Genomic DNA, 22,514 nt, shown 5'->3' with positions numbered 1-22,514 from the left:
CGAAACAGCTAACGTCCGATTACGATTCGCTAATCTAACTAACAGTCTTTATACCCCCTTTTCATAGGACAAATTATTATTTAGTGGATCGCCATATGCACTCTCTAAAACAGTATTTTGTTTAGCGCTTGACATTTTGTCCTCCATAACGAATTTAAAATTAACTATCGATGGTAGCGGTTTATTATGAACTTTATAGTTACGTCTATATGTATTTACTTCTCTTTGATTCAGTCGCTTACAAACAACACCACCTTTTAATTTTTTAAGACCAACATCTGGTCGGCATGAAATATTTACACTCCCCAGTTTTAACTCACTCCAATTGCTGTGTGCTGAAGATAAAAAATACCCTTGACGATTATGTTGATCTGAAGGGTTAGCTTTCAAATTAGCCTCCAACTCGGAACCTGCCTTCACTATAAAATAGCCAACAGAATCTAACACCCAATTACATCGGTCAGGCAATAAATAGTCTTTTGACACTTTTACACTGAATCTGTTTGATTGATATTTCTTAATGGGGTTATCTATTTGCCATCCCCTGAGTCTAGTATTTGCAGGTATAACACCGAACGCATAAAAAGTTTTGCTGCAAGTAGAGTCAGTTTTATTAGATGCAATGAAAGTACTATGAACAGCTAATTGATAGCCCTTATCAAAAGGAAACTCACCCTGAATAGTAAACAATTCTGTTGGGGTGGGATTAATCTCTGGCTCAATATAGGGCTCTTTAAGCCACCAGTACCACCCTCCGCCTATCACGGCCAAAGCTACAAAACCCGATATCAGTTTGGTTTTATTTTTGATATTGCTTGAGTTTCCCTTTTCATCATCCATTGATCACCTCTTTATTTTCCTTAACCTACTTCCTACCTTTCCTTAAGACTCTCAATTTCGCTGAGTTTCACTCCCCTTCTCTTAGTAAACAACATGGCTACTGCATATATATTTCCAACTACCTATATGCTGTTTTATAACCGGATTAAAGCATGATAAAACATTATAGCCACCATGAAAGCCGTGGAAAGTTTGTAGAAGAACATGGTATCAAACACAAACGATTGCAGTCATCAAAAAGTTATCTAAAAAGGCCGTTTTCTGTTTGATAATCTAAATGAAGATCAGTCTTGTTAGATAGGATTCATTGTAACGACCCAAAAATTAGAATATCTGATGACGATCATATCGTGCAAGAGCGGGAGAACAACCAAGGACGCTATTGTGCCCCAGTCCTTTCAGTACCAACCGCCCATCCTCAGGTATCAACTATCCCATCAAGTTCAACACCATCTGATTTGCGCCCTTAGCCGAGGAATTTATGAAATGGTCAAACAAACCGATTAATTCTGCGCTTTTTCATCACCTCTAAGGGGTGTAGATTGGTTGAGGGGGCAAACGTTGCCCCCCTCTCTTTTTTCATGACCCCTCGAGGTATCACGAAAACACATTTTTCGCCGATATCGCGGGTGGCCTGAGCCAATCAGGAGTATTCATGTCCGATCTGACCCTCTATTTCGCTCCCGGCACCTGTGCCATGGCCGTGCAGATTGCCCTGCTGGAAGCGAATGCCCCGTTCCAACCCCGTCTCGTCAACCTCGCCGCAGGGGAGCAGCGTGATCCTGCGTATCTTGCCATCAACCCCAAAGGGCGGGTGCCTGCCCTTGTCACCGAGCAGGGCACCCTGACCGAGACCCCGGCACTGCTGCTCTATGTGGCGCAGCGCTTCCCCGCAGCCAAGCTGGCACCGCTGGACAACCCGTTCCTGCTGGCCCGCATGCAGGAGGTCAACAGCTTCCTCGCCTCCACCGTGCATGTCTCCCACGCCCACGGCCGCCGTGGCAGCCGCTGGGCGGATGACGAGCAAGCCATTGCCGCCATGCAGCAGAAAGTCGCCAGCAATATGCGCGATGGCTTTGCCCAGATTGAGCAGCACTATCTGGCAGGCCCCTGGGTGCTGGGCGAGCAGTTCAGCGTGGCGGACATCTATCTGTTCGTGGTCGCGGGCTGGCTGAAAAGCGATGGGGTCGAGATCAGTGAATTCCCCAAGGTTGCCGACCATTATCAGCGCATGCTGAGCCGCCCGGCGGTCGCCAAGGCACTGGCCAACTAACCATAAAATCAATAGCTCGATAAATAACAAGGGTGCCAGGGCTCTGCTGACACCCTTCCTGCCTCCTCCCCTGCACTTCTTCTCCCGCCTTTGAGATCGTTTTCACATTTCCGTGGTTTTGCCGTGGCCCTTCCTTAGTAAAAAGCCTATCTTTGCGCCATGACGCAACCGGTTGCGTAACCGGTTGCCTAGCGGTTCACAGATTGACGGGCCAAGGCCTGATGAGGTGCTGTATGAAACGAGGCGTACTGCTCAATGCTCCCCTGAGTGCTCTGGTGGCACAGATGGGCCACACCGACGAGATCACCGTCTGCGATGCAGGCTTGCCCATTCCGGCAGGTCCGGAGCGGATCGATCTGGCGCTGATGGCGGGGACCCCCAGCCTTGAAACCGTACTGACCGCCCTGCTCACCGATCTGGTGGTGGAGAAGGTGATCATGGCAAGCGAGATCAAGCAGATTAGCCCCGCCGCCCATCAGGCGCTGGTCGATCAGCTTGAAGCCCACGCAGCCGCCCAGGGCAAGCCCATCGCCATCGAATACTGCCTGCACGAGGAGTTCAAAACCCGCTCCCGCCAGAGCAAGGCGATCGTGCGCAGCGGCGAGGTGACTCCCTACGCCAACCTCATCCTCTGCGCCGGTGTGGCGTTCTGACATTCTTCAAAGAAGGCCTCTTCAAGGAAGCTGCAAATGAGCACAACCTCCCCCCTCTCACCCATTCTGGAGCTGACCGGGATCGTCAAGACCTTCCCCGGTGTGCGCGCCCTCGACGAAGCGGGTCTGCGGGTCTATCCGGGCCAGGTGATGGCCCTGCTCGGTGAAAATGGCGCCGGCAAATCCACCCTGATGAAGGTGCTGACCGGTATCTATCAGGCCGATGCGGGCAGCGTCAGCTACCGCGGTCAGTCGGTCCACTTCAAGGGGCCGCGCGACTCTCAGGATCAGGGGATCAGCATCATCCACCAGGAGCTGAACCTGCTGCCGGAGTTGTCGATTGCCGCCAACATCTTCTTGGGTCGTGAACCGCGCACCCGTTTTGGCAGCATCGACCACAAACAGCTGCGCGAACGGGCAAGCACCCTCCTGGCCCGTTTGGGCGTTAAACACGGGCCGGATACCCGACTCGGGGATCTCTCCATCGGCGAACAGCAGATGGTAGAGATTGCCAAGGCGCTGTCGTTCGATGCCAGCGTCATCATCATGGATGAACCCACCGATGCGCTGACCGATACCGAGACCGAGCAGCTGTTCAAGGTGATCCGCGAGCTGCGTGAGCAGGGTTGCGGCATCGTCTATATCTCCCACCGCCTCAAGGAGATCTTCGAGATCTGCGATCGGGTCACCGTGCTGCGCGATGGCAAGTGGATCGGCGAGAAGGCGGTGAGCGATCTGGATGAAGACAAGATCATCGAGATGATGGTGGGCCGCCGACTGGAAGAGCAGTACCCGCGTCTTGAGCGCGAGCTTGGCCCCGTCAGCCTGCAGGTAAAAGATCTGGCCGGTCCCGGCGTGCGCGGGGTGAGTTTCTCCCTGCGTCAGGGGGAAATTCTGGGTTTTAGCGGCCTGATGGGTTCCGGTCGTACCGAGCTGATGAAGCTGATCTATGGCGCCAGCCCCATCAGCGCCGGTGAAGTGGCAGTGGACGGTCATGCTCTGGTGCCCAAAAGCCCGGCCGATGGGCTGACCGCAGGCATCGCCTATATCTCCGAAGATCGCAAGGGGGATGGGCTGGTGCTGGAGCTGTCGGTGCGCGAAAACATGAGTCTGTGCGCCCTCGACGAGTTCATCAGCAACGGCAAGATCGACGGCAAGGCCGAGCGGCAGGCGGTGAGCGACTATGTGCGTCTGTTCAACATCAAGACCCCGAGTCAGGATCAGCTGATAAAGCTGCTCTCCGGCGGCAACCAGCAGAAGGTGGCCATCGCCAAGGGGCTGTTGACCCGGCCCAAGGTGCTGATCCTCGACGAGCCGACCCGCGGCGTCGACGTGGGGGCGAAAAAGGAAATTTATCAGCTGATCAACCAGTTCAAGAAGGAGGGGATGAGCATCATTCTGGTCTCCTCCGAGATGCCGGAAGTGCTCGGCATGAGTGATCGCATCATGGTGATGCACGAAGGGCGCATCAGCGCAGAGTTCAACACCCGCGATGCCAATCAGGAGAAGCTGATGGCGGCGGCAGTCGGTAAACAGTGGCAAGCAGAGCAAGAGGCATCCCAATGACAACCCAAACCCTTTCCCGCCGTGGCGTCATGAGCAAGGCGTGGTGGATCGAGAACAAATCCCTGGTCGCGCTGCTGGTTCTGATTGGTGTGGTCTCCTTTCTGAGCCCCAACTTCTTCACCGCCGACAACCTGCTCAACATCCTGCGCCAGACCTCGGTCAACGCCATCATGGCGGTCGGTATGACGCTGGTTATCCTTACCGCCGGTATCGATCTGTCGGTCGGCTCTGTGCTGGCCCTGTGCGGTGCGCTGGCCGCGACCATGGTCGCCATGGAGCTACCGATCTGGCTGGTGGTGCCCCTCACCCTGGGTGCCGGTGCCCTGCTGGGCGGCGTCAGCGGCCTCATCATTGCCAAGGGCAAAGTACAGGCATTTATCGCCACCCTGGTCACCATGACCGCTCTGCGCGGCATCACCATGGTCTATACCGAGGGTCGTCCCATCTCCACCGGTTTCAGTGACGGCGCCGATCACTTCGCCTGGCTTGGTACCGGTTACCTGTTCGGTCTGCCGGTGCCCATCTGGCTGATGGCCATCGTCTTCCTGCTCGCCTGGTTCATGCTCAACCACACCCGTCTCGGTCGCTACATCTACGCGCTGGGGGGCAACGAATCGGCTACCCGCCTCTCCGGCATCAATGTGGATCGGGTGAAGCTGGCGGTGTATGGTCTGTGCGGCGCGCTCTCGGCACTGGCAGGGCTTATCGTCACCTCCCGTCTCTCCTCTGCCCAGCCGACCGCCGGCATGGGTTACGAGCTGGATGCCATCGCCGCTGTGGTGCTGGGTGGTACCAGCCTGATGGGCGGCAAGGGCCGCATCATGGGCACCCTGATAGGTGCGCTGATCATCGGCTTCCTGAATAACGCCCTCAACCTGCTCGACGTATCCTCTTATTACCAGATGATCGCCAAGGCCAGCGTGATCTTGCTTGCCGTGATGATCGATAACAAAAGCAATCGTTGATAAGACAAGCCACACACAAGGAATGAAATGATGAAAAAGCTCAATACCCTGCTCGCTGCCGCCATCATGTCCGTGCTGGGCACCGCCCAGGCTGCAGACCATACCCTGGCGATGGTGGTCTCCACCCTCAACAACCCCTTCTTCGTCACCATGAAGGAGGGTGCCGAAGCCAAGGCCAAGGAGCTTGGCTACGAACTGGTGGTGCTGGACTCCCAGAATGACCCGGCCAAAGAGCTCTCCAACATGGAAGATCTCACCGTGCGCAAGGTCGGCGCCATCCTGATCAACCCCACCGACTCCGAAGCTGTCGGCAACGCTATCCGTCTGGCCAACCGCGCCAGCATTCCGGTACTGACTCTGGATCGCGGCGCTGCGCAGGGTGAGGTCAAGGCCCATATCGCCTCCGACAACGTGGCGGGCGGCAAGCTGGCCGGTGACTTCATCACCGAGAAACTGGGTACCGGTGCCAAGGTCATTCAGCTTGAAGGGATTGCCGGTACCTCCGCCGCCCGCGACCGTGGCGAAGGTTTTGCCCTGGCCGTGGCGGCCAACAAGCTGCAGGTGCTGGCTTCCCAGCCTGCCGACTTTGACCGCACCAAGGGTCTGAACGTCATGGAAAACCTGCTGGCCGCCCATCCGACCGTACAGGCAGTGTTCGCCCAGAACGACGAGATGGCGCTGGGTGCCATCCGCGCGGTGCAGGCTGCCGGGAAAGAGGTAATGATCGTCGGCTTCGACGGTACTGACGATGGCAAAGCCGCCGTAGCCAAGGGTAAACTGGCCGCCACCGTGGCCCAGCAACCGGCCCTGATCGGTGCCATCGGTGTCGAGACTGCCGACAAGGTGCTGAAAGGTCAGCCGGTCGAGAAATCCATTCCGGTACCGCTGCAAGTGGTCAGCAAGTAAGTTCTCGAGGGGAGGTTCGCCTCCCCTTTTCCCATCAATTGCGGTGCCTCCCGGCTTGAGCTCACTCAGTTATTGTGTTCAAGCCAAGATGCATCAGGAGTAGTCAACATGAATCGTCTCGTCGTTCTGGGCAGTGTCAATGCAGACCATGTGCTGCGCGTTCCCCACTTTCCTCGCCCGGGTGAAACCCTGACCGGCCACAGCTATCAGGTGGTGCCGGGTGGCAAGGGGGCTAATCAGGCAGTCGCTGCCGCCCGCCTTGGCGCCCCCGTCTCCTTTATCGCCCGCATCGGTGATGACGCCATCGGCCACCAGATGAAGAGCGGTTTTGCCAAAGACGGTATCGATGTGAGCGCCGTCGAACTCGATCCCAAGCTCCCGACCGGGATCGCCATCATCTATGTGAGCGATGAGGGGGAGAACAGCATAGGTATCTCCGCCGAGGCGAACGGTGCCATCACCCCTGCCGTGGTGAAAAACCACGAAGCGATGATCGCCGACGCCCACACCCTGCTGTTGCAGCTGGAAGTGCCGCTCGAGAGCGTCCATGAGGCTGCACGGCTGGCCCGCGCCCATGGCACCCGGGTGGTGCTCAACCCCGCCCCCGCCCGCCCACTCTCAAGCGAACTGCTGGCACTGGTGGATCTCATCACCCCCAACCAGACCGAAGCCGAGCTGTTGACCGGCGTGAAAGTCACCGATGAAGCGAGTGCCCGCGAGGCGGCCGCCCGCTTCCACCAGATGGGGATTGCGGACGTGATGATCACCCTGGGGTCGCAGGGGGTCTATTGCAGCAACGCACAGCAGCAACAGCTGATCCCGGGCTTTCGGGTCAAGGCGGTGGATACAACAGCCGCGGGCGATACCTTCAACGGCGCCCTGCTGGCGGCGGAACTGGCCGGAGCCGATTTCCACGGTGCGGTGCGCTTTGCCCACGGGGCGGCGGCACTCTCCGTCACCCGGTTCGGTGCCCAGAGCTCCATCCCGAGCAAGCAGGAGGTTGACGCCTTCCTGCTTGAGCAGACTGCGCAGGGGAACTGATGGCCAATATCAAGGAGGTGGCGGCGAGGGCCCAGGTCTCCACCACCACCGTTTCCCATGTCATCAACGAGACCCGTTTCGTGGCCGAGGAGACCCGTGAGCGGGTCTTCGCGGCCATGCGCGAGCTCAACTATGCCCCGAGTCTGGTGGCCCGCAGCCTTAAGGTGAAGGAGACCAACAGTATCGGCATGCTGGTCACCACCTCCAGCAACCCCTTCTTTGCCGAGGTGGTGCGCGGGGTGGAGCGCTACTGCTTCGAGCAGGGCTACAACCTGATGCTGGGCAACACCGAGGGTCAAGCCGAGACGGCCCTCTCCTACCTCAAGATGATGCTGCGCAAGCGGGTCGATGGCCTGCTCATCATGTGTAGCGAAGGGCAGCAAGAGGTGTTCAATCAGCTCGACTGGCTCAAGAGCCTGCCGGTGGTGGTGATGGATTGGGGGCTGGTCAGTGAGGATGTGGATCTGATCGCCGACAACTCCTTCCACGGTGGTTATCTGGCGACCCGCCATCTTATTGAGCTGGGCCATACCGCCATCGGTTGTATCACAGGCCCCCACAGCCGTGCCCCCGCCAACCAGCGGCAGGCTGGCTTCGAACAGGCGCTGCAGGAGGCAGGGCTCACGCTCAATCAAGAGTGGATCCAGGAGGGGGATTTTGACTGCGCCAGCGGCCATCAGGCGATGACTCGTCTGCTGGCATTGCCCAAGCGCCCCTCCGCCCTCTTTGTCTGCAACGACATGATGGCGATGGGGGCCATCAGTGCCGCCCATCAGGCGGGGCTAGTGATCCCGCGCGACCTCTCCATCGTCGGCTACGACAATGTGGCGCTGGCCGAATTTATGTCGCCGCCACTCACCACCGTCAACCAGCCCAAGGAGGAGCTGGGGCGCCTCGCCGTCACCCGCTTGTTGGCGCGGATCAACGGCGAAGCGGTGGAGAACCACCTGATCACCGTCGACCCTGACCTGGTGATCAGACAATCCTGCGCCTCTCGCCCCTGACTTTCAGGGGCAATAAACGAAACAAGGCGACCCCGAGGTCGCCTTGTGTCATTTTGTCTCTTGCCAGTGCAATACCGCTTTTTGCCCTCAGGCCAGCGACCGGGTCTCCCTGACTGCCAGCACTTGCAGTGGCTCCAGCCCCAATCGTCTGGCCAGAGGTTGCAACAACTCGCCATCTTCATCACCCTGCGGCAACCAGTAGCGGACAGGCCAGCCGGCGGCCAACTGCGCCGCGGTGGTGCTGCCAATCTCTCTGAGCGCCAGAGTGCAACCCTGCTGGCGCAATCCCGCCAGCAGGGCACCATCCGGCTGTAGCGTCGGTACCAGCAACACTAGCGGCGTGCAGGAAGCCTCCGGCAAATAGGCCAGTAGATGGGTCAGCTGGGCCTGATTGTCGAGCGGGACCAGCAGTGTCCGACCATCGGCATACTGCGCCTCGTGCGTTTGCAGCACACGGGCCAACACGGGCCCCAGTACGCCGCACTCCTGCAGCCAGCGCATATGGCATGGGACTCCCTGCTCACGCCACTCAAGCGCCAATTGCCACATCTCGTTGCCCTGCCCGTCCGTCAGCGGCTGCAATGCCACTCGCAGCGGTGCTGGCTCGCGCCCCGCCAACCACTCTCGCAGCTGATGAAGCTGCTGCTGACTCAACTGCAACTGCTGCAGCATGGCTGGCTCAAACCAGCTGATCGCCCCCTCCTGGCTACGCTTGGCCTGGTTAAGGGCCAGGATGGCCTGATCCAGCAACCGGGCGGCATCCTGTTGCTGCGCCTTGGCAACCCCGAGCCGACAGGCCAGATCGAAGCTGCACTCCCGGGTCACGAACTCGAAATGGAGCAGATCCACCAGCTCATGAATGGCGGTTTCCAGCGCATCATCTGCCTTGGTCAGCACCACGGCAAATTCGTCACCACCGAGGCGGTAAGCGTGACTGCCATGAGCCTGTTGCAGCTTGTTGGCCACCATCTGCAACAACCGATCACCGACCTGATAACCCAGCAGATCATTGACCTGCTTGAAGCGCTTGAGATCGAGCACCACCAAAGCGCTCACATCATCAGCATGCAGAGCGCGAGAGAGCTGCTCCTGCAGGGCACGGCGGTTGCCAAGCTGGGTCAGGGGATCGAGCAGGGCAAGCCAGCGGTTCGCCAGATTGGCGCGAATGAGGGCTGCGACCAGAGCGCCGCCAGTCAGCAGCAGGATCAGTTGCCAGATCTGCAGCCAGAACAGACTGTTGCGGATCTGGCTGACCGAATGCTCCCGCTCCTGGCCGGAGAGGATCTGATCCCCTATCTGTTCGATGAGACGGGTCTGGCTGGCGATCGCCTCCTGCAAGCGGGCAAGCTCAGCCCCCTCGCGCAGCGCACCAGCCTCCATCTGGGGTTCGAGCTGCTTGATCTGCTCGAACAGGGTGGCCAGCACCTTGCCGAGTCCGTGCCGCTGGCGCATCTCGGCGGTCTCGCTGCTGATGAGGAAGATGTCGAGCCGGTTCCACAGCAGATCGTAATCGAGGCTCAGGGTCTCCATCGACAGTCTGCCAGCCCGATAGAGCTGCAGGTCGTAGAGGAAACGCTGGGATTCGAGCATCACCTGGCTGATGTTCCAGTGGACATTGCGGTAGAAGGTATCGACCAGCTGCTCTTGCCGATACTGCAGATAGAGGCTGCTGCCCGACGAGAGCAGAAACAGCAGCGACACCGCAACCAACAGCAGATTTTGGCGGGATAGCCCCATCAATCGACGATCTCGATGCGGGTCACCTGCCACACCATGCAGTTGTGAATGGCAGGCACGTCCAGCTTGGGATAGGTGGTGAACGGGATGAGCAGCCAGAGCGGCCCCTTGTTGCGCCGGGTCAGCGGTTTGCCGTCCTCCTGACGCACCAGGGTCAGCGGCACGCCGTCGAACAGGGCCAGATCCACCACCTGCTGATAGCCGTTGAGGGCCGAAACGGCGATCTTGCGAGCATCCGGGATCCCTTGCGCCGCCAGCACGGTTGACAGGGTCGGCCCGCGATAGTGGTGGGTGCCCTGGGTCCAGGGAGTAGTGGTGGTGAATTCGGTCTGTGGCAAGGCGGAGAGGGCCGCCTCATCGAGGGTCACCTGCTGGCCATCTGGCAGTACCAGGGTCATCAGGGGGATGGAGGCCGATGCGCTGGCACTGGCCAGCATCAGGAGAAAAAAAGCGATCCATTGCTTTACTGCGTTCATGGTAATTTGCGCCAACTGCGTCCCATTTTTTGTGGCTGCCAGTGTGGCGATTTCACCGAACCATTGCAACTGTCCCGTCACACACTAGCTCAGGGACCGCGCATCTCCATCCAGTTGTGCCCCTCGACTTGCCTCGGTTGATGGATGCCGCACGCCTCCAGCAACTCATCGACATAGGCGGGTACCAGCAGGGAGGCCGGCCCATAGCGCTTCTCGTCAAACTGGCTACCCACCTCGCTCGGCTCGAGATTGAGCTCTATGGTGTGGGCCCCGTTCAATCCCGCTTCGTGCACGAAACCGGCGGCCGGATAGACGGCACCCGAGGTGCCGATGGAGATAAAGAGATCGCACTGGGCCAGCGCACTATAGATGCGATCCAACCCGAGCGGCATCTCGCCAAACCAGACCACGTGGGGGCGCATCGGCTGGGGGAACTGGCAGCAGGAGCAGAGCTCGTCCTGATGGAGATCCCCGCGCCACTCGATCACCTGACCGGACTCCGGGCAGCGAGCCTTGAGCAGCTCGCCGTGCATATGGATAAGGTTCTTGCTGCCAGCACTCTCGTGCAGATTGTCGATGTTCTGGGTCACCAGGGTGACCGTGCCGGGCAAAAGCCGCTCGAGACGAGCCAACGCATAGTGGGCCGGATTGGGGTGAACCTGGGGCTGTTGCAGCTGTTTGCGGCGGGAGTTGTAAAAGCGCAGCACCAGATCGGGATCACGAGCATAACCCTCGGGGGTCGCCACGTCCTCGACCTTGTGCTCTTCCCACAAACCGTCGCAGGCACGAAAAGTCTTGATGCCGGATTCGGCAGAGATCCCCGCTCCGGTCAGGATCACGATATGTTTGTATGACTGCGCCATAAGCTGCTCCGTCTATCCCCGCATAATAGTGTGACCTTAGCACAGGGAAAAAAGCGCCACTATTCGCCCTTGGTCTTAAAAGCTTGGCGTGGCTGTGCGGGCAACCACTCATCCAGCACGGTCAGATCGAGCCTGACAAAAACCATCTCCCGCCCGGTTACCAGGGTCAGCGGCAGACCAAGGCGCTTGAGCAAAGTGAGCATGGGACGATTCTGGGCCAGCACCTCCGCGGTCCACTCACAGATCCCCTCAGCTCGGGCCAGCAGTGCCAGCGCCAGCAGAATGCGCCGTCCCGCTCCCTTGTGCTGGAAATGATCTGCCACGATGCAGGAAAATTCGGCACGCTCCGGATGGAGTCGACGCCGGATGGACTGAGCCTGAGCCAGCGGCTCACCGGCAAGATCGGTCAGCAACAGCGAGATCTGGTGTTCGGGATGGTAATTGAGAAACTGGGCCACCTGCTCCGGCGGTGGCCTCCGTTTGGGGCGCATAAAACGCAAGTAGATGCTCTCCTCACTGAGCGCATCATAGGCGGCCAGCATACGGTCAGGATCCACCCCCTGCAGCTCTCGTAGCAGACAAGGTTGGTCGGCGACCTGCATCGTCAGTGGCAGTACCGACCGCGAAGCCGGATGGGGCCAGCCTGCCAGCCCCTTGCAGAGACGCTCCCGATGGATGGGCCAGCAGAGATAACGGGGCACGGGTTACCAGCGCCCCGCAATACCCTGCTCCCGCCACACCTCGGCGTCGAGCAGATTGTAAGGATCATCGAGATAGACGGCGATCCCCAGCTCTCTGACTCGGGCCATAAAGCGTCCCAGCAGGGAGTCCATGGCCAATGACTCTATTTCGGGTAAAAGCGCCTGCCCCAGCAGCAAAGCGCTCAACGGCAAACGCTCCAGCAGATCGAATGGCAAATGCTGGCTGTTATCGAGCAGCAACGCCAGCTTGCTCCCCGCCAGACTCGCTTGCAGTACCAGCGCAAACCGCTCTCCATTGCTCAACAGGTGATCCCGACGATGGATCAATAATGTCAGCTCTGTGGGGCTACGTGACTGATCCGTCAACCACTCTTTAAGTGCCTCCCAGCGGCCGGGTAAACCCGTTACCGCCAGCCAGACCGGATGAGGAGTCGCGGGGCTGGAGAGCAGCCCAAGCTGACCCTGCACTTCCCCCTGCCAACGACGAATTGTTCGACGTTGGCCACTCAGCCGACGCTGACGCAGAGGCCCCAGATAGAGTCCGCGCAGCAACCTGAGCAACTCGTTGCCATCGAGTGGCTTGGCCAGTGCAGCCAGCACATTGAAACCGGCATCGTGCAGCAGACGGCGGGCACCGTCGATCAATGTCTGCTCGTGCGCCGACAAGAGAATGATCGGCAACCCGCTGCGCTGAATTTGCGGCTGGCTCATCAGCAGGCTGATGGCATCCTGCTCCACCAGACTGAGATCACACACCAGCAGACTGATGTCGCCAGCCTCCAACGCAGCAAGACAGGCAGTTTCATCCTGCACCCACTGGCAGGAGAGCCCCAGTTCGGCGATAGCCTGCTGTAACTGCATCCCCTGAAACGGGTGATCTTCTAGCAGCAGTACCCGCTTGGCCGCCAGCCAGTTGTTCCAGTCACGGTAACTGGCGGCAAGTCCTCCCAGCCAATCTTCACCAATGGCATAAATTCCCTGATGATGCTGCAACTCGGGGAAATAGTCCGCCTGCTGGTGAGCGGCAGGATCGTAAAGGGCAATGGCTCCTGCCGCAAACAACCCTTCCCACTGCCAGCAGGCGTCCGGTTGGGTGCGCTGCAAAGTGACATAGGAGGGGAGTGTCGTGCTCTTTGCCAGCTCATGGGAGGCCCGATCAAGCGCATAGAGCAAGACAGGGCAAAAATCTGCCGCCTCGTGCTCTTCCGAGTCGAGCAACGCCAGCAGTTCTTCATCAGTAATGATCATCTTGGGTCCTTTTCGAGAAATGCTGGCTGAACTCATCCAACGCCCGGTTCAAACTGCTCTGGAGAGCTGGATGGGGGGCTTGTTGCCACTCGTCAATCACCGTCACCAGCGCCGTGGCTCCTACCATTCTGGCGGCCCCCTTCAGCTTGTGTAAAGCAGCATTCACGCCAACTTCATCTTCTTCTGTGCAGCAGCGTTCAAGTTCGGCCAAATCATCACGGGTAGCCTTCAGATAAAGGGCAGCCAGTTCATCGGTCAGCAACGAGGCAACCGGCGTCGGGGCGACAGCATTGCTCCCCTCTTTGCCAATATGGCGCAGCAAGGTCGCCAGCACCTTGAGGGCGACCGGCTTGTCCAGATGACCATCGCAACCGCAGGATTGCAGCTCCCTTGCCGCTTGCTCACTGAGATCTGCGGTGATCACATAGACCGGAAGACGGGCCCAACGCGCGGATTTACGCAATTGCCTGCACAGTTCGGCCCCGTTCATCACCGGCATCTGCAGGTCTGTCAACACAAGATCCACCTGGTGCTTCACCAGCATCTCCAGCGCCAGCTGCCCATTGGCGGCACTGACTACGCTTGCACCCAGTTGCCCCAGTTGCATACAGATCAGCTCCCGGTTGACATCGTGATCCTCAACAAGCAGTACCCGCATACCAAGCCCAGGCTGCATCTCACCCACAGGTTGCTCTGATGTCATCCGTGGCTGGAACAGGCTGATCATGGTGCCCGGCACCCAGGACTCCCCCTGCCATGACCAGTGATACAGACTATCCTCGTCTCTCTCGGCCTGCAGCAGATCAACCGCACGACTGGCAACATGAATACCGAGCCTGGACAACCAGGGCGTGACCCCCAAAACCTCATCGTGAGGCAGTGAGAGGGATAACTGGCGTACTCTTGGCTGCCAATCGATATCTTGCTGAACCTGTTGCAACGGCAACTCGCAGAAGAAGCGGCTACCACCGCCCGGGCGTCCCTCGACATCGATCAACCCGCCCATCTGCTCGAGCAGCTGCTTGCAGATCGCCAGACCAAGGCCGGTGCCCGGCGCCCGCAACTGCCCTTCAACAGCAAACTGTTCGAATGGCATAAAGAGAGTAGGACGCATCTTGGCGGTGATCCCCGGCCCTTCATCATCGACCCCGAAGCGCAAGGTCGATGCGACTACCTCGACCCACAGCACCACTTCCCCACGCAGGCTGAACTTGATGGCATTGGAGAGCAGATTGTGGAGCACTTGCCGTACCCGATGGGGATCGAGAGTCAGCAAGGCTGGCAAGGCAGGGTCAAGCCGCAATCGTAATTGCAGCCGTTTGGATCTGGCCTTACTCCAGTGCACCGCCGCCACGTGCTCGCACAGCTCGGCGAAATCGGTGGGCTGGGGCGAGAGGGAGAGTTTGCTGTTTTCGTTGCGACTAAAGTCGAGTACATCGTTGAGCAGGCCGAGCAGCTCATCCCCCGCCTGACGCACCCGCGCCAGCGCCGAATCCTGTTCTCTCGACAAAGGGGTGCTGGCCAGCCACTCAAGCAAGCCGAGCATGGCGTTCATCGGTGTACGGATCTCGTGGCTAATCGCCGCCAGGAAACGGCCCTTGGCCTGCACCGCCTGCTGCGCCTGTTCATGGGAGTGCTGCAATGCTTGATCCTGCTCGACCCGGGCAGTGGCATCCTGCATCACCGCATAAATTCGCCAACCATGCGGTTGACTGCGGCCACGGCCATAGAGCTGCAACCAGCGCAGACCCTTGGTCGGATGGTGATAGCGCAGGGTGAATGCGAAGGGTTTGCCAGCCTGCAACATGGCGAACATCTCACGGCTTACCCGGCGGCGATCCTCGCGCTCAAGCATAATGAGCACCCGTTTGGGCTCACGGCGGATCTGCTGGCTCGCCAGCCCCAGCAGCTCGTAACAGCCTCGGCTGATAAACTCGATGGCCCCTACCCGTCCCCGCTCGAACATAAACTGCAGCACCACGCCGGGGACTGTATTGGTCAGGGCACGCAGGCGGCGCTCTGCCTGACGTAGAAAACGGGCCTGCTCACGCAGCACACTGATATCCGACAGGGCGATGAGATCGGTGGCAGGTGCTTGCTTGTCCAGCCGCAGCGGATGCTGGGCATAGGCGAAGACCTGCTCCCCCAGCACCAGCTCCCCTTCGCTCTTTTGCGGCTGAACCGGCGGCAGCATCAACTGCTGAGAGTAGCGCAGGGCCAGACGTCGCCCCTGTTTATTGGATTTGATCACCTTGCCCTGGCTGTTGCGCAGATAGACGGGCACCGGCAACGCCTGAAACATGGTTTCCCGCAGCTCGCTCTCGATGGCCAGCGCCTTCTCGGCGGCGTGACGCTGGGCCACTTCCCTTGCCAGTTGCTGGCGAGAACGCCAGATCCCGCCGATGACAATACCGCTGATCAGCAGTGCCATGGCGATGGAGCCAAACCAGGCGGCGTAGCTCACACCGGGTTGCTGCACGACGAGCAAGCGGCGCCAGCGCTGGTTAAGTTCGTCAATCTGGGTGCTGGTAAGGGCCATCAGGTTGCGATCCATCACCCCGGCCAGTTCGGTCTGACTCTTGTTGATGGCAAAGCCAAGACTGAAGCGATCTTCCAGCTCCTCAATATCGAGCCCTTCCAGCAAGTTGGTACGCTGGGGATATTGCAGCTGATATAGCTCGCTCAGCATGGCGTCAGCCTTGCCATGTTTGATCGCTGCCAGCCCCTGTTCGATGCCGTCGGTGCGAACCCACTCCTGATCACCGAGCAGGGCGAGCAAGGAGGGATCGTAGAGGGATTCCGGCACCAGAATACGCTGCCGCTTGAGTTGGGTAATGCGATCAGCAGCCAGCTTGCGCTTGCTGATAAAGGCAAACCGGTTGGTGGAGATCGTCCGGCTGAAAATGAACTGATCCGTCAATGCCGGGGATTCCGGCAAACCGGCCATCATATCCGCCTCACCACGACGCAGCTTTTCTACGGCCTCCGCCTTGCTGGCGGCAGGCACCAGCTTGTATTTCAGGCCGGTCTCCTGGGTGACCCAGCGCAACACATCCGCGCTCCACCCTTTCGGCTCCCCCAGATCATTGACGCCGCTATAGGGCATCAACTCGGGATTGACCACCAGGCGAATGGTGCGACCGCGGCCGGATAACCAGGCCTGCTCGGTATCGCTGAAGTGGGGTTGGTTGACGTAGAGCGACCCCTGATCGAGATAACGGGCCAGATCGGTATAGATAGTACCGGCGGGCATATGACGGATCAGGGTGTCCACCAGATTGGCCAACTCAGGCTGATCACGCATCATCAAGCGATAGCTGATGATCCGATCCTCACCAAACAGGCGGCGCAGGCGCAAACCATCGGCAGGAAACTCGCGCATCAGATAGCGCAGTTGCAGATAGTCCCCCAGATAGGCATCCCCCTTGCCACTCTGCAGCGCGTCGTAGACCTTCTCTCCGCTTTTTAGGGAAATAATGCGTGCCTGGGGATAGAGCTCGTGCAGCAGGCGGGCAGAGTCTGCCAGCGAGTAGACCAGAAAGCGGGCCTGTTTGAGATTTTCACCCTTGTAGAGGATGGCGGCATCGGTTTCCATCATCGGACGACTTAACCGCATACCCTCCACGGCCTTCTTGCGGGTTCCGACATAGGGAATGATGTCGCATTCCCCCTCTGCGAGCCCGTTGCGCAATGTCTGCCAATCGGGCAGCTCTTTGAGCACAAGTGGAATAGGGAACAGCTCCTGCAACCGGGCAAGGCGATCCTTGAGCAGTCCCCCCTCGGCCATCAGGTATGGTGGAGGAAGCGTCGCAGGATAGCAGAGCGAAAGCTGACTCAGTGAATTGACATAAGCCTGGGTCGCCGGCGCCAACGGCAGCACAGTGGTCTGCAAAGGCTTGGCGTGCAATGGCAGTGCCAGTACGGCACCCAGAAGAAAAACGGGGAATTTGGTCATCTGAAAACAAAAGCCAGGCATCTGCCTGGCTTTTTATCACTCGTTGGGTTCAACATTTTCTACCCTGGCCTTGAGCTTCTGGCCAGGCCGGAAGGTCACCACGCGGCGGGCGCTGATAGGAATATCCTCGCCCGTCTTGGGGTTGCGTCCGGGACGCTGATTCTTCTCACGAAGGTCAAAGTTACCGAAGCCTGAAATCTTGACTTGTTCACCACGCTCAAGCGCCTGTCGGATTTCCTCAAAGAAGGCTTCCACCATATCTTTGGCTTCACGCTTGCTCATCCCGAGCTGGGTGAACAGGTGCTCTGCAATGTCGGCTTTGGTAAGCGCCATAGATCAATCCCTCAAGGATGCATTCAACTCTTCACCAAGGGCCCGCACGACATTGTCTACGGTCTCGGCAATCTCTTTCTCCTCCAGGGTACGCTGGGTGTCTTGCAATACAAGACTGATGGCCAGGCTCTTCTTGTCCTCTGCCATACCAGCACCCTGGTATACGTCAAACAAGTTTATTCCAACTACCTGATTTCCGCCAACTTTTTTAATTACCGCAAGCACATCACCTGCCAGAACCTGACGATCGACCACGACGGCGATGTCGCGACGGTTCGCAGGGAACTTGGAAACTTCGGCTGCAACCGGCACCTTGGCCGGGGTCAGCTTGTCCAGCTCCAGCTCAAACATCACCGCGCGGCTCTTGAGGCCCAGCTTCTTCTCGAGGCTCGGGTGGATCACGCCGATGTGGCCGATGATCTCGCCATTGCGCAGGATGGCTGCGCTCTGGCCCGGGTGCAGGGCGCTGTGCTCGGTGCGCTCGAAGGTAAAGGTGGCCCCTTCGGCGGTCAAGTCCAGCACCGCTTCCAGATCCCCTTTCAAATCAAAGAAGTCGGCTGCGCGGGTTTTGATATCCCAGTGCTCGTCGCTCTGGTTGCCAGTGATGATACCGGCCAGCATCGGCTCCTGACGGATGCCATTCTCGGCGCTTTCATCCTTGATGAAACGCAGACCCTGCTCGAACAGACGCACACGCGGCTGCTGACGATTCTGGTTGTAAACAACGGCTTGCACCAGACCCGGGAACAGAGAGACACGCATGGCGGACATCTCGACCGAGATCGGGTTCGGCAGCACGATGGCATCGCTCTGCGGGAACAGGGTTTGCTGGGTCTTGGGATCGACGAAGCTGTAGGTGATCGCTTCCTGGAAACCGCGGTCAACCAGCAGGTCGCGCACGCGCTTCAAGGTCACCTGCCCTTCTGCCTGCTCCACCATCGCCAGAGAAGCGGCGGGTTTCAGGTTCGGGATGTTGTTGTAGCCGTAGATGCGAGCCACTTCCTCAATGAGGTCTTCCTCTATGGCGATATCGAAACGCCAGGAGGGTGCCAGCGCAGTCCAACCGTCAGCATCCACAGTGACCTGCATGCCGAGGCGGGTCAGGATCTCGACCACCTGAGCGTCAGCCACGCTGATACCGATCACCTTGTCGAGCTTGCTGCGACGCAGCTTGATGGGGGCCGCTTTCGGCAGATGGGCATCGGATTTGACCTCGATGACCGGACCCGCTTCGCCGCCGCAGATCTCCAACAGCAGACGGGTGGCTCTGTCCATCACCTTGGCTTGCAACTCCGGATCCACCCCGCGCTCGAAGCGGTGGGAAGAGTCGGTGTGCAGACCGTAGGCACGGGCACGGCCGGTGATGGAGAGCGGCGCGAAGAAGGCGCACTCCAGCAGGATGTCGGTAGTGGTCTCGGATACACCGGTGCGATTGCCACCGAAGATACCGGCCATGCAGGCAGGACCTTTGGCATCGGCAATCACCAGGGTGGTCTCTTTGAGCTTCACTTCGTTGCCATCGAGCAGGGTCATCGGCTCATCGGCGTGGGCACGACGCACCACCAGTTCCCCTTCCAGGGTAGCCAGATCGAAGGCGTGCATCGGCTGACCGTATTCCAGCAGCAGGTAGTTGGTGATGTCGACAATGGCGTCGATGGAACGAATGCCGCCACGGCGCAGCTTCTCTTGCATCCAGAGCGGGCTCTGGGCCTGCAAGTTCAGCCCCTTGATGACGCGGCCCAGATAACGGGGGCAATCAGCTGGTGCTTCAACCCGGATCGGGAAAGTTGCATCAATGGTAGCAACAGCTGGTGCCCAGGTCGGCTCGACCACGTCCACGCTGTTGAGCACGCCAATTTCACGAGCCAGACCCGCGATACCGAGGCAATCGGCACGGTTCGGAGTCAGATCCACGTCGATGGAGACGTCGTTCAGATTGAGGTAGTCACGAATATCGGTACCGATGGGGGCATCGGCCGGCAGCTCGATGATGCCATCGGCTTCAACGTCGATACCCAGCTCGCTGAAAGAGCAAAGCATGCCGTGAGACGGCTGGCCACGCAGCTTGGCTTTCTTGATAGTGAAATCACCCGGCAGGGTCGCCCCTACTTTGGCCACACACACTTTCAGGCCCTGACGGCAGTTCGGCGCGCCACAGACGATGTCCAGCAGCTCGGCTTCACCCACGTTGACCTTGGTCACCCGCAGCTTGTCGGCGTCAGGATGCTGGGCGCACTCGACCACTTCACCCACCACCACATTGTTGAACTGGCCGGCAACTGCTTCCACGGCGTCCACTTCCAGACCGGCCATGGTGATCTGCTCGGCCAGCGCATTGTCACTCAACTCGGTGCGGACCCACTCCATCACCCAGGATTTACTGAATTTCATGTTCTCTCGCCCTTACTTGAACTGCTTGAGGAAGCGCAGGTCGTTTTCGAAGAAGGCACGCAGGTCGTTGACCCCGTAACGCAGCATGGTCAGGCGCTCAACGCCCATGCCGAAGGCAAAGCCGGAGTATTTTTCCGGATCTATGCCGACCGAACGCAGTACGTTCGGGTGAACCATGCCGCAGCCCAGCACTTCCAGCCACTTGCCATTCTTGCCCATCACGTCTACTTCGGCGCTCGGCTCGGTGAACGGGAAATAGGAAGGACGGAAGCGAATGGTCAGGTCTTCCTCGAAGTAGTTGCGCAGGAAGTCGTGCAGAATGCCCTTCAGCTCGGTAAAGCTGGCATGCTCGTCAACCAGCAGACCTTCAACCTGATGGAACATCGGGGTATGGGTCATGTCGTAGTCGTTACGATAGACGCGGCCCGGTGCAATGATGCGGATCGGCGGCTGCTGATGCTCCATGGTACGGATCTGCACGCCCGAGGTGTGGGTACGCAGCATCAGATCAGGATTGAAGTAGAAGGTATCGTGATCGGTACGCGCCGGGTGATGAGCCGGAATGTTCAGTGCATCGAAGTTGTGGAAGCCATCTTCAATCTCGGGACCACGGGCAACCTTGAAGCCCATCTCGCCAAACAGGCGCTCAATGCGCTCGATGGTGCGGGTTACAGGATGCAGACCACCATTCTCAATGCGACGGCCCGGCAGGCTGACATCGATGGTCTCGGCGGCCAGCTTCTGGTTCAGCACGGCAGCTTCGAGCGCTTCACGACGCTCGTTCAGCGCATCCTGAACCTGCTGTTTTGCCTGGTTGATCACGGCGCCCGCGGCGGGACGCTCTTCGGCAGACAAGGCACCCAGGCCCTTCATCTGCTCGGTAAAAAAGCCCTTTTTACCCAGATATTTGACCCGGATTTCGTCGAGGGTCGCGATATCGCTCACGCCCTCAATTTCGGCTCTGGCTTGGCCGACTACTTCTTCAAGCTGTTGCATGTCTTCCTCGTCACCACTCCCGGTACAGGAGCCTTTAGGCTAAATAAGGTCAAGAGTGGAATAATACAAAAAAAGCCCCTTCGCTGACCATAGTTAAGGTGGGCTTTTCTCCCTACAAATCATTTTGTTATATCAAGCGAGTCTCATCGATTTACCGTCACTCTTGAAATAGTAGAATAAAGACATAGTTTGTTGGCATACAATCCATTTATAGAACTAGTGATCTCCCACATGTCACTTTGTATGGAGAAAACTGTAGCGCGTGTAAAACAGTGGACAAAACGTGGACGGGAGAAAGAAAAACGTGATGTAAAACCGTGAATGACAGATACAAAAAAGGAGGCCTGAGCCTCCTTTATTTTTTATAACAGTGCTGGAATTAGACCAGAGCTGCTTTAGCTTTTTCAACCAGGGCGGTGAAAGCCAGCTTGTCGTGAACGGCGATATCGGACAGGATCTTGCGATCGATCTCGATAGAAGCCTTCTTCAGACCGTTGATCAGACGGCTGTAGGACAGACCGTTCTGACGGGCAGCAGCGTTGATACGCGCAATCCACAGCTGACGGAATTGACGCTTTTTCTGGCGACGGTCACGGTAGGCATACTGACCAGCTTTGGTTACCGCTTGTACCGCTACGCGGTAAACACGGGAACGGGCGCCGTAGTAACCCTTGGCGGCTTTCATTACTTTCTTGTGACGAGCACGAGCAGTCACACCACGTTTAACTCTTGGCATTTTTCACATCCCCCCTTATGCGTACGGCAGACAAGCGACAACACGTTTGTGGTCGGCAGCGGAAACAAAGAACTTCGGTCCCAGCTGACGCTTACGCTTACTGCTCTTCTTGGTCAGGATGTGACGCAGGTGGTTGTGCTTGCACTTGAAGCGACCTGAGCCAGTCTTCTTGAAGCGCTTTGCGGCGCCCCGGTTGGTTTTCATCTTCGGCATTTCATACTCCGCATTGTGAGTGACAACAAAATCGCAAGGCGAACCGACTCATGGAGCGAGCCCCATGAGTCAATTTCTTGTGGGCCTTAAGATTTCTTCTTAGGTGCGAGGACCATCACAGCTTGACGGCCTTCGACTTTCGGGAACGATTCGACTACGGCCAACTCTTCCAGATCGTTCTTGACGCGCTCAAGAACCTTGATACCAAGATCCTGGTGTGCCATTTCACGACCACGGAAGCGCAGGGTGACCTTAGCCTTGTCCCCGTCTTCCAGAAAGCGAACCAGGTTGCGTAGTTTTACCTGATAGTCGCCTTCGTCAGTGCCAGGACGGAATTTGATCTCCTTGACCTGGACGACTTTCTGCTTTTTCTTCTGTTCTTTGGTGGTTTTGCTCTTTTCGTAGAGGAATTTGCCGTAATCCATGATCCGGCAAACGGGCGGCTCGGCGTTCGGACTGATCTCGACCAGATCCACTTCGGCCTCTGCGGCCAAGTTCAGTGCTTCCTGGATAGATACGATGCCAAGAGCTTCGCCATCCAGACCAGCCAAACGAACTTCTTTCAGACGGATCTCTTCATTGATCCGGTGAGCGCGGGCTTGCGGTTGCTTGCCCAG

At 58.3% G+C, this 22,514-nt stretch carries 20 protein-coding genes; 7 read left to right on the top strand and 13 right to left on the bottom strand.

The window, feature by feature from the left end; genetic code table 11:
- Positions 1-48: 48 nt before the first annotated feature.
- Positions 49-840, bottom strand: a complete 792-nt coding sequence (locus G5533_RS10635) for a hypothetical protein (protein ID WP_441254779.1) — start codon at positions 838-840, stop codon at positions 49-51.
- 655 nt (positions 841-1,495) lie between these two features.
- Here G5533_RS10635 and G5533_RS10630 point away from each other — a divergent pair.
- The 7 genes from G5533_RS10630 (at position 1,496) to G5533_RS10600 (ending at position 8,248) form a co-directional block, all read left to right on the top strand.
- A complete protein-coding gene (locus G5533_RS10630; RefSeq protein WP_216953560.1) occupies positions 1,496-2,113 on the top strand; it encodes a glutathione S-transferase family protein in 618 nt (205 codons plus the stop codon).
- Positions 2,114-2,346: 233 nt separating this feature from the next.
- Complete coding sequence (gene rbsD / locus G5533_RS10625; protein ID WP_058052594.1) at positions 2,347-2,766, top strand: D-ribose pyranase; 420 nt, start codon at positions 2,347-2,349, stop codon at positions 2,764-2,766.
- A gap of 36 nt (positions 2,767-2,802) precedes the next feature.
- The gene (rbsA, locus tag G5533_RS10620; protein ID WP_441254778.1) at positions 2,803-4,332 is read left to right on the top strand and encodes a ribose ABC transporter ATP-binding protein RbsA; all 1,530 of its coding nucleotides are present in this window, start codon (positions 2,803-2,805) and stop codon (positions 4,330-4,332) included.
- A complete protein-coding gene (gene rbsC, locus G5533_RS10615) occupies positions 4,329-5,297 on the top strand; it encodes a ribose ABC transporter permease (RefSeq protein WP_005336670.1) in 969 nt (322 codons plus the stop codon). The genes rbsA and rbsC overlap by 4 nt, the downstream gene beginning before the upstream one ends.
- A 30-nt stretch (positions 5,298-5,327) precedes the next feature.
- A complete protein-coding gene (gene rbsB, locus G5533_RS10610) occupies positions 5,328-6,203 on the top strand; it encodes a ribose ABC transporter substrate-binding protein RbsB (protein WP_216951598.1) in 876 nt (291 codons plus the stop codon).
- A 108-nt stretch (positions 6,204-6,311) separates the two neighbouring features.
- On the top strand, positions 6,312-7,244 hold the full coding sequence (rbsK, locus tag G5533_RS10605) for a ribokinase (RefSeq protein WP_421262636.1): 933 nt from the start codon (positions 6,312-6,314) through the stop codon (positions 7,242-7,244).
- A complete protein-coding gene (locus G5533_RS10600) occupies positions 7,244-8,248 on the top strand; it encodes a substrate-binding domain-containing protein (protein ID WP_441254777.1) in 1,005 nt (334 codons plus the stop codon). Before rbsK ends, G5533_RS10600 begins: the two co-directional genes overlap by 1 nt.
- Positions 8,249-8,335: 87 nt before the next feature.
- Here the strand turns inward: G5533_RS10600 and G5533_RS10595 are convergent, their stop codons facing one another.
- From G5533_RS10595 to infC, 12 genes are all read right to left on the bottom strand, one after another.
- Positions 8,336-9,985, bottom strand: a complete 1,650-nt coding sequence (locus G5533_RS10595; protein ID WP_441254776.1) for a diguanylate cyclase domain-containing protein — start codon at positions 9,983-9,985, stop codon at positions 8,336-8,338.
- Positions 9,985-10,461, bottom strand: a complete 477-nt coding sequence (locus G5533_RS10590) for a hypothetical protein (protein WP_216978767.1) — start codon at positions 10,459-10,461, stop codon at positions 9,985-9,987. Before G5533_RS10590 ends, G5533_RS10595 begins: the two co-directional genes overlap by 1 nt.
- Before the next feature lie 89 nt (positions 10,462-10,550).
- Complete coding sequence (gene cobB / locus G5533_RS10585) at positions 10,551-11,324, bottom strand: Sir2 family NAD+-dependent deacetylase (RefSeq protein WP_216978766.1); 774 nt, start codon at positions 11,322-11,324, stop codon at positions 10,551-10,553.
- 59 nt (positions 11,325-11,383) lie between these two features.
- Entirely contained in the window at positions 11,384-12,025 is a 642-nt protein-coding gene (locus G5533_RS10580) for a GNAT family N-acetyltransferase (RefSeq protein WP_216978765.1), read from the bottom strand.
- Between the two features lie 3 nt (positions 12,026-12,028).
- Positions 12,029-13,273: a response regulator gene (locus G5533_RS10575; RefSeq protein ID WP_216978764.1), complete on the bottom strand. Its 1,245-nt coding sequence runs from the start codon at positions 13,271-13,273 to the stop codon at positions 12,029-12,031.
- The gene (locus G5533_RS10570; protein ID WP_441254775.1) at positions 13,260-17,249 is read right to left on the bottom strand and encodes an ATP-binding protein; all 3,990 of its coding nucleotides are present in this window, start codon (positions 17,247-17,249) and stop codon (positions 13,260-13,262) included. The genes G5533_RS10575 and G5533_RS10570 overlap by 14 nt, the downstream gene beginning before the upstream one ends.
- 15 nt (positions 17,250-17,264) lie before the next feature.
- Complete coding sequence (gene ihfA / locus G5533_RS10565) at positions 17,265-17,561, bottom strand: integration host factor subunit alpha (protein ID WP_005300715.1); 297 nt, start codon at positions 17,559-17,561, stop codon at positions 17,265-17,267.
- A 3-nt stretch (positions 17,562-17,564) separates the two neighbouring features.
- Positions 17,565-19,952 (bottom strand): phenylalanine--tRNA ligase subunit beta, encoded by a 2,388-nt coding sequence (gene pheT, locus G5533_RS10560; protein ID WP_376901005.1) that lies wholly within the window; start codon positions 19,950-19,952, stop codon positions 17,565-17,567.
- A gap of 12 nt (positions 19,953-19,964) precedes the next feature.
- Entirely contained in the window at positions 19,965-20,948 is a 984-nt protein-coding gene (gene pheS / locus G5533_RS10555; protein ID WP_376901004.1) for a phenylalanine--tRNA ligase subunit alpha, read from the bottom strand.
- A gap of 379 nt (positions 20,949-21,327) precedes the next feature.
- Positions 21,328-21,684, bottom strand: a complete 357-nt coding sequence (rplT, locus tag G5533_RS10550) for a 50S ribosomal protein L20 (protein WP_005300683.1) — start codon at positions 21,682-21,684, stop codon at positions 21,328-21,330.
- Positions 21,685-21,699: 15 nt separating this feature from the next.
- Positions 21,700-21,897, bottom strand: coding sequence for a 50S ribosomal protein L35 (gene rpmI / locus G5533_RS10545; RefSeq protein WP_005300673.1), 198 nt, complete (start codon positions 21,895-21,897; stop codon positions 21,700-21,702).
- 86 nt (positions 21,898-21,983) lie between these two features.
- Positions 21,984-22,514 carry a translation initiation factor IF-3 gene (gene infC, locus G5533_RS10540; RefSeq protein ID WP_234923365.1) on the bottom strand — a complete coding sequence of 177 codons (531 nt, stop codon included), beginning with the start codon at positions 22,512-22,514 and terminating at the stop codon, positions 21,984-21,986.

The sequence above is a fragment of the Aeromonas sp. A600620 genome, assembly GCF_029479985.1.
Lineage (GTDB): Bacteria > Pseudomonadota > Gammaproteobacteria > Enterobacterales > Aeromonadaceae > Aeromonas > Aeromonas veronii_A.
Note: the sequence above shows the minus strand (reverse complement) of the source record. Positions and strands in the feature narration are given on the sequence as shown.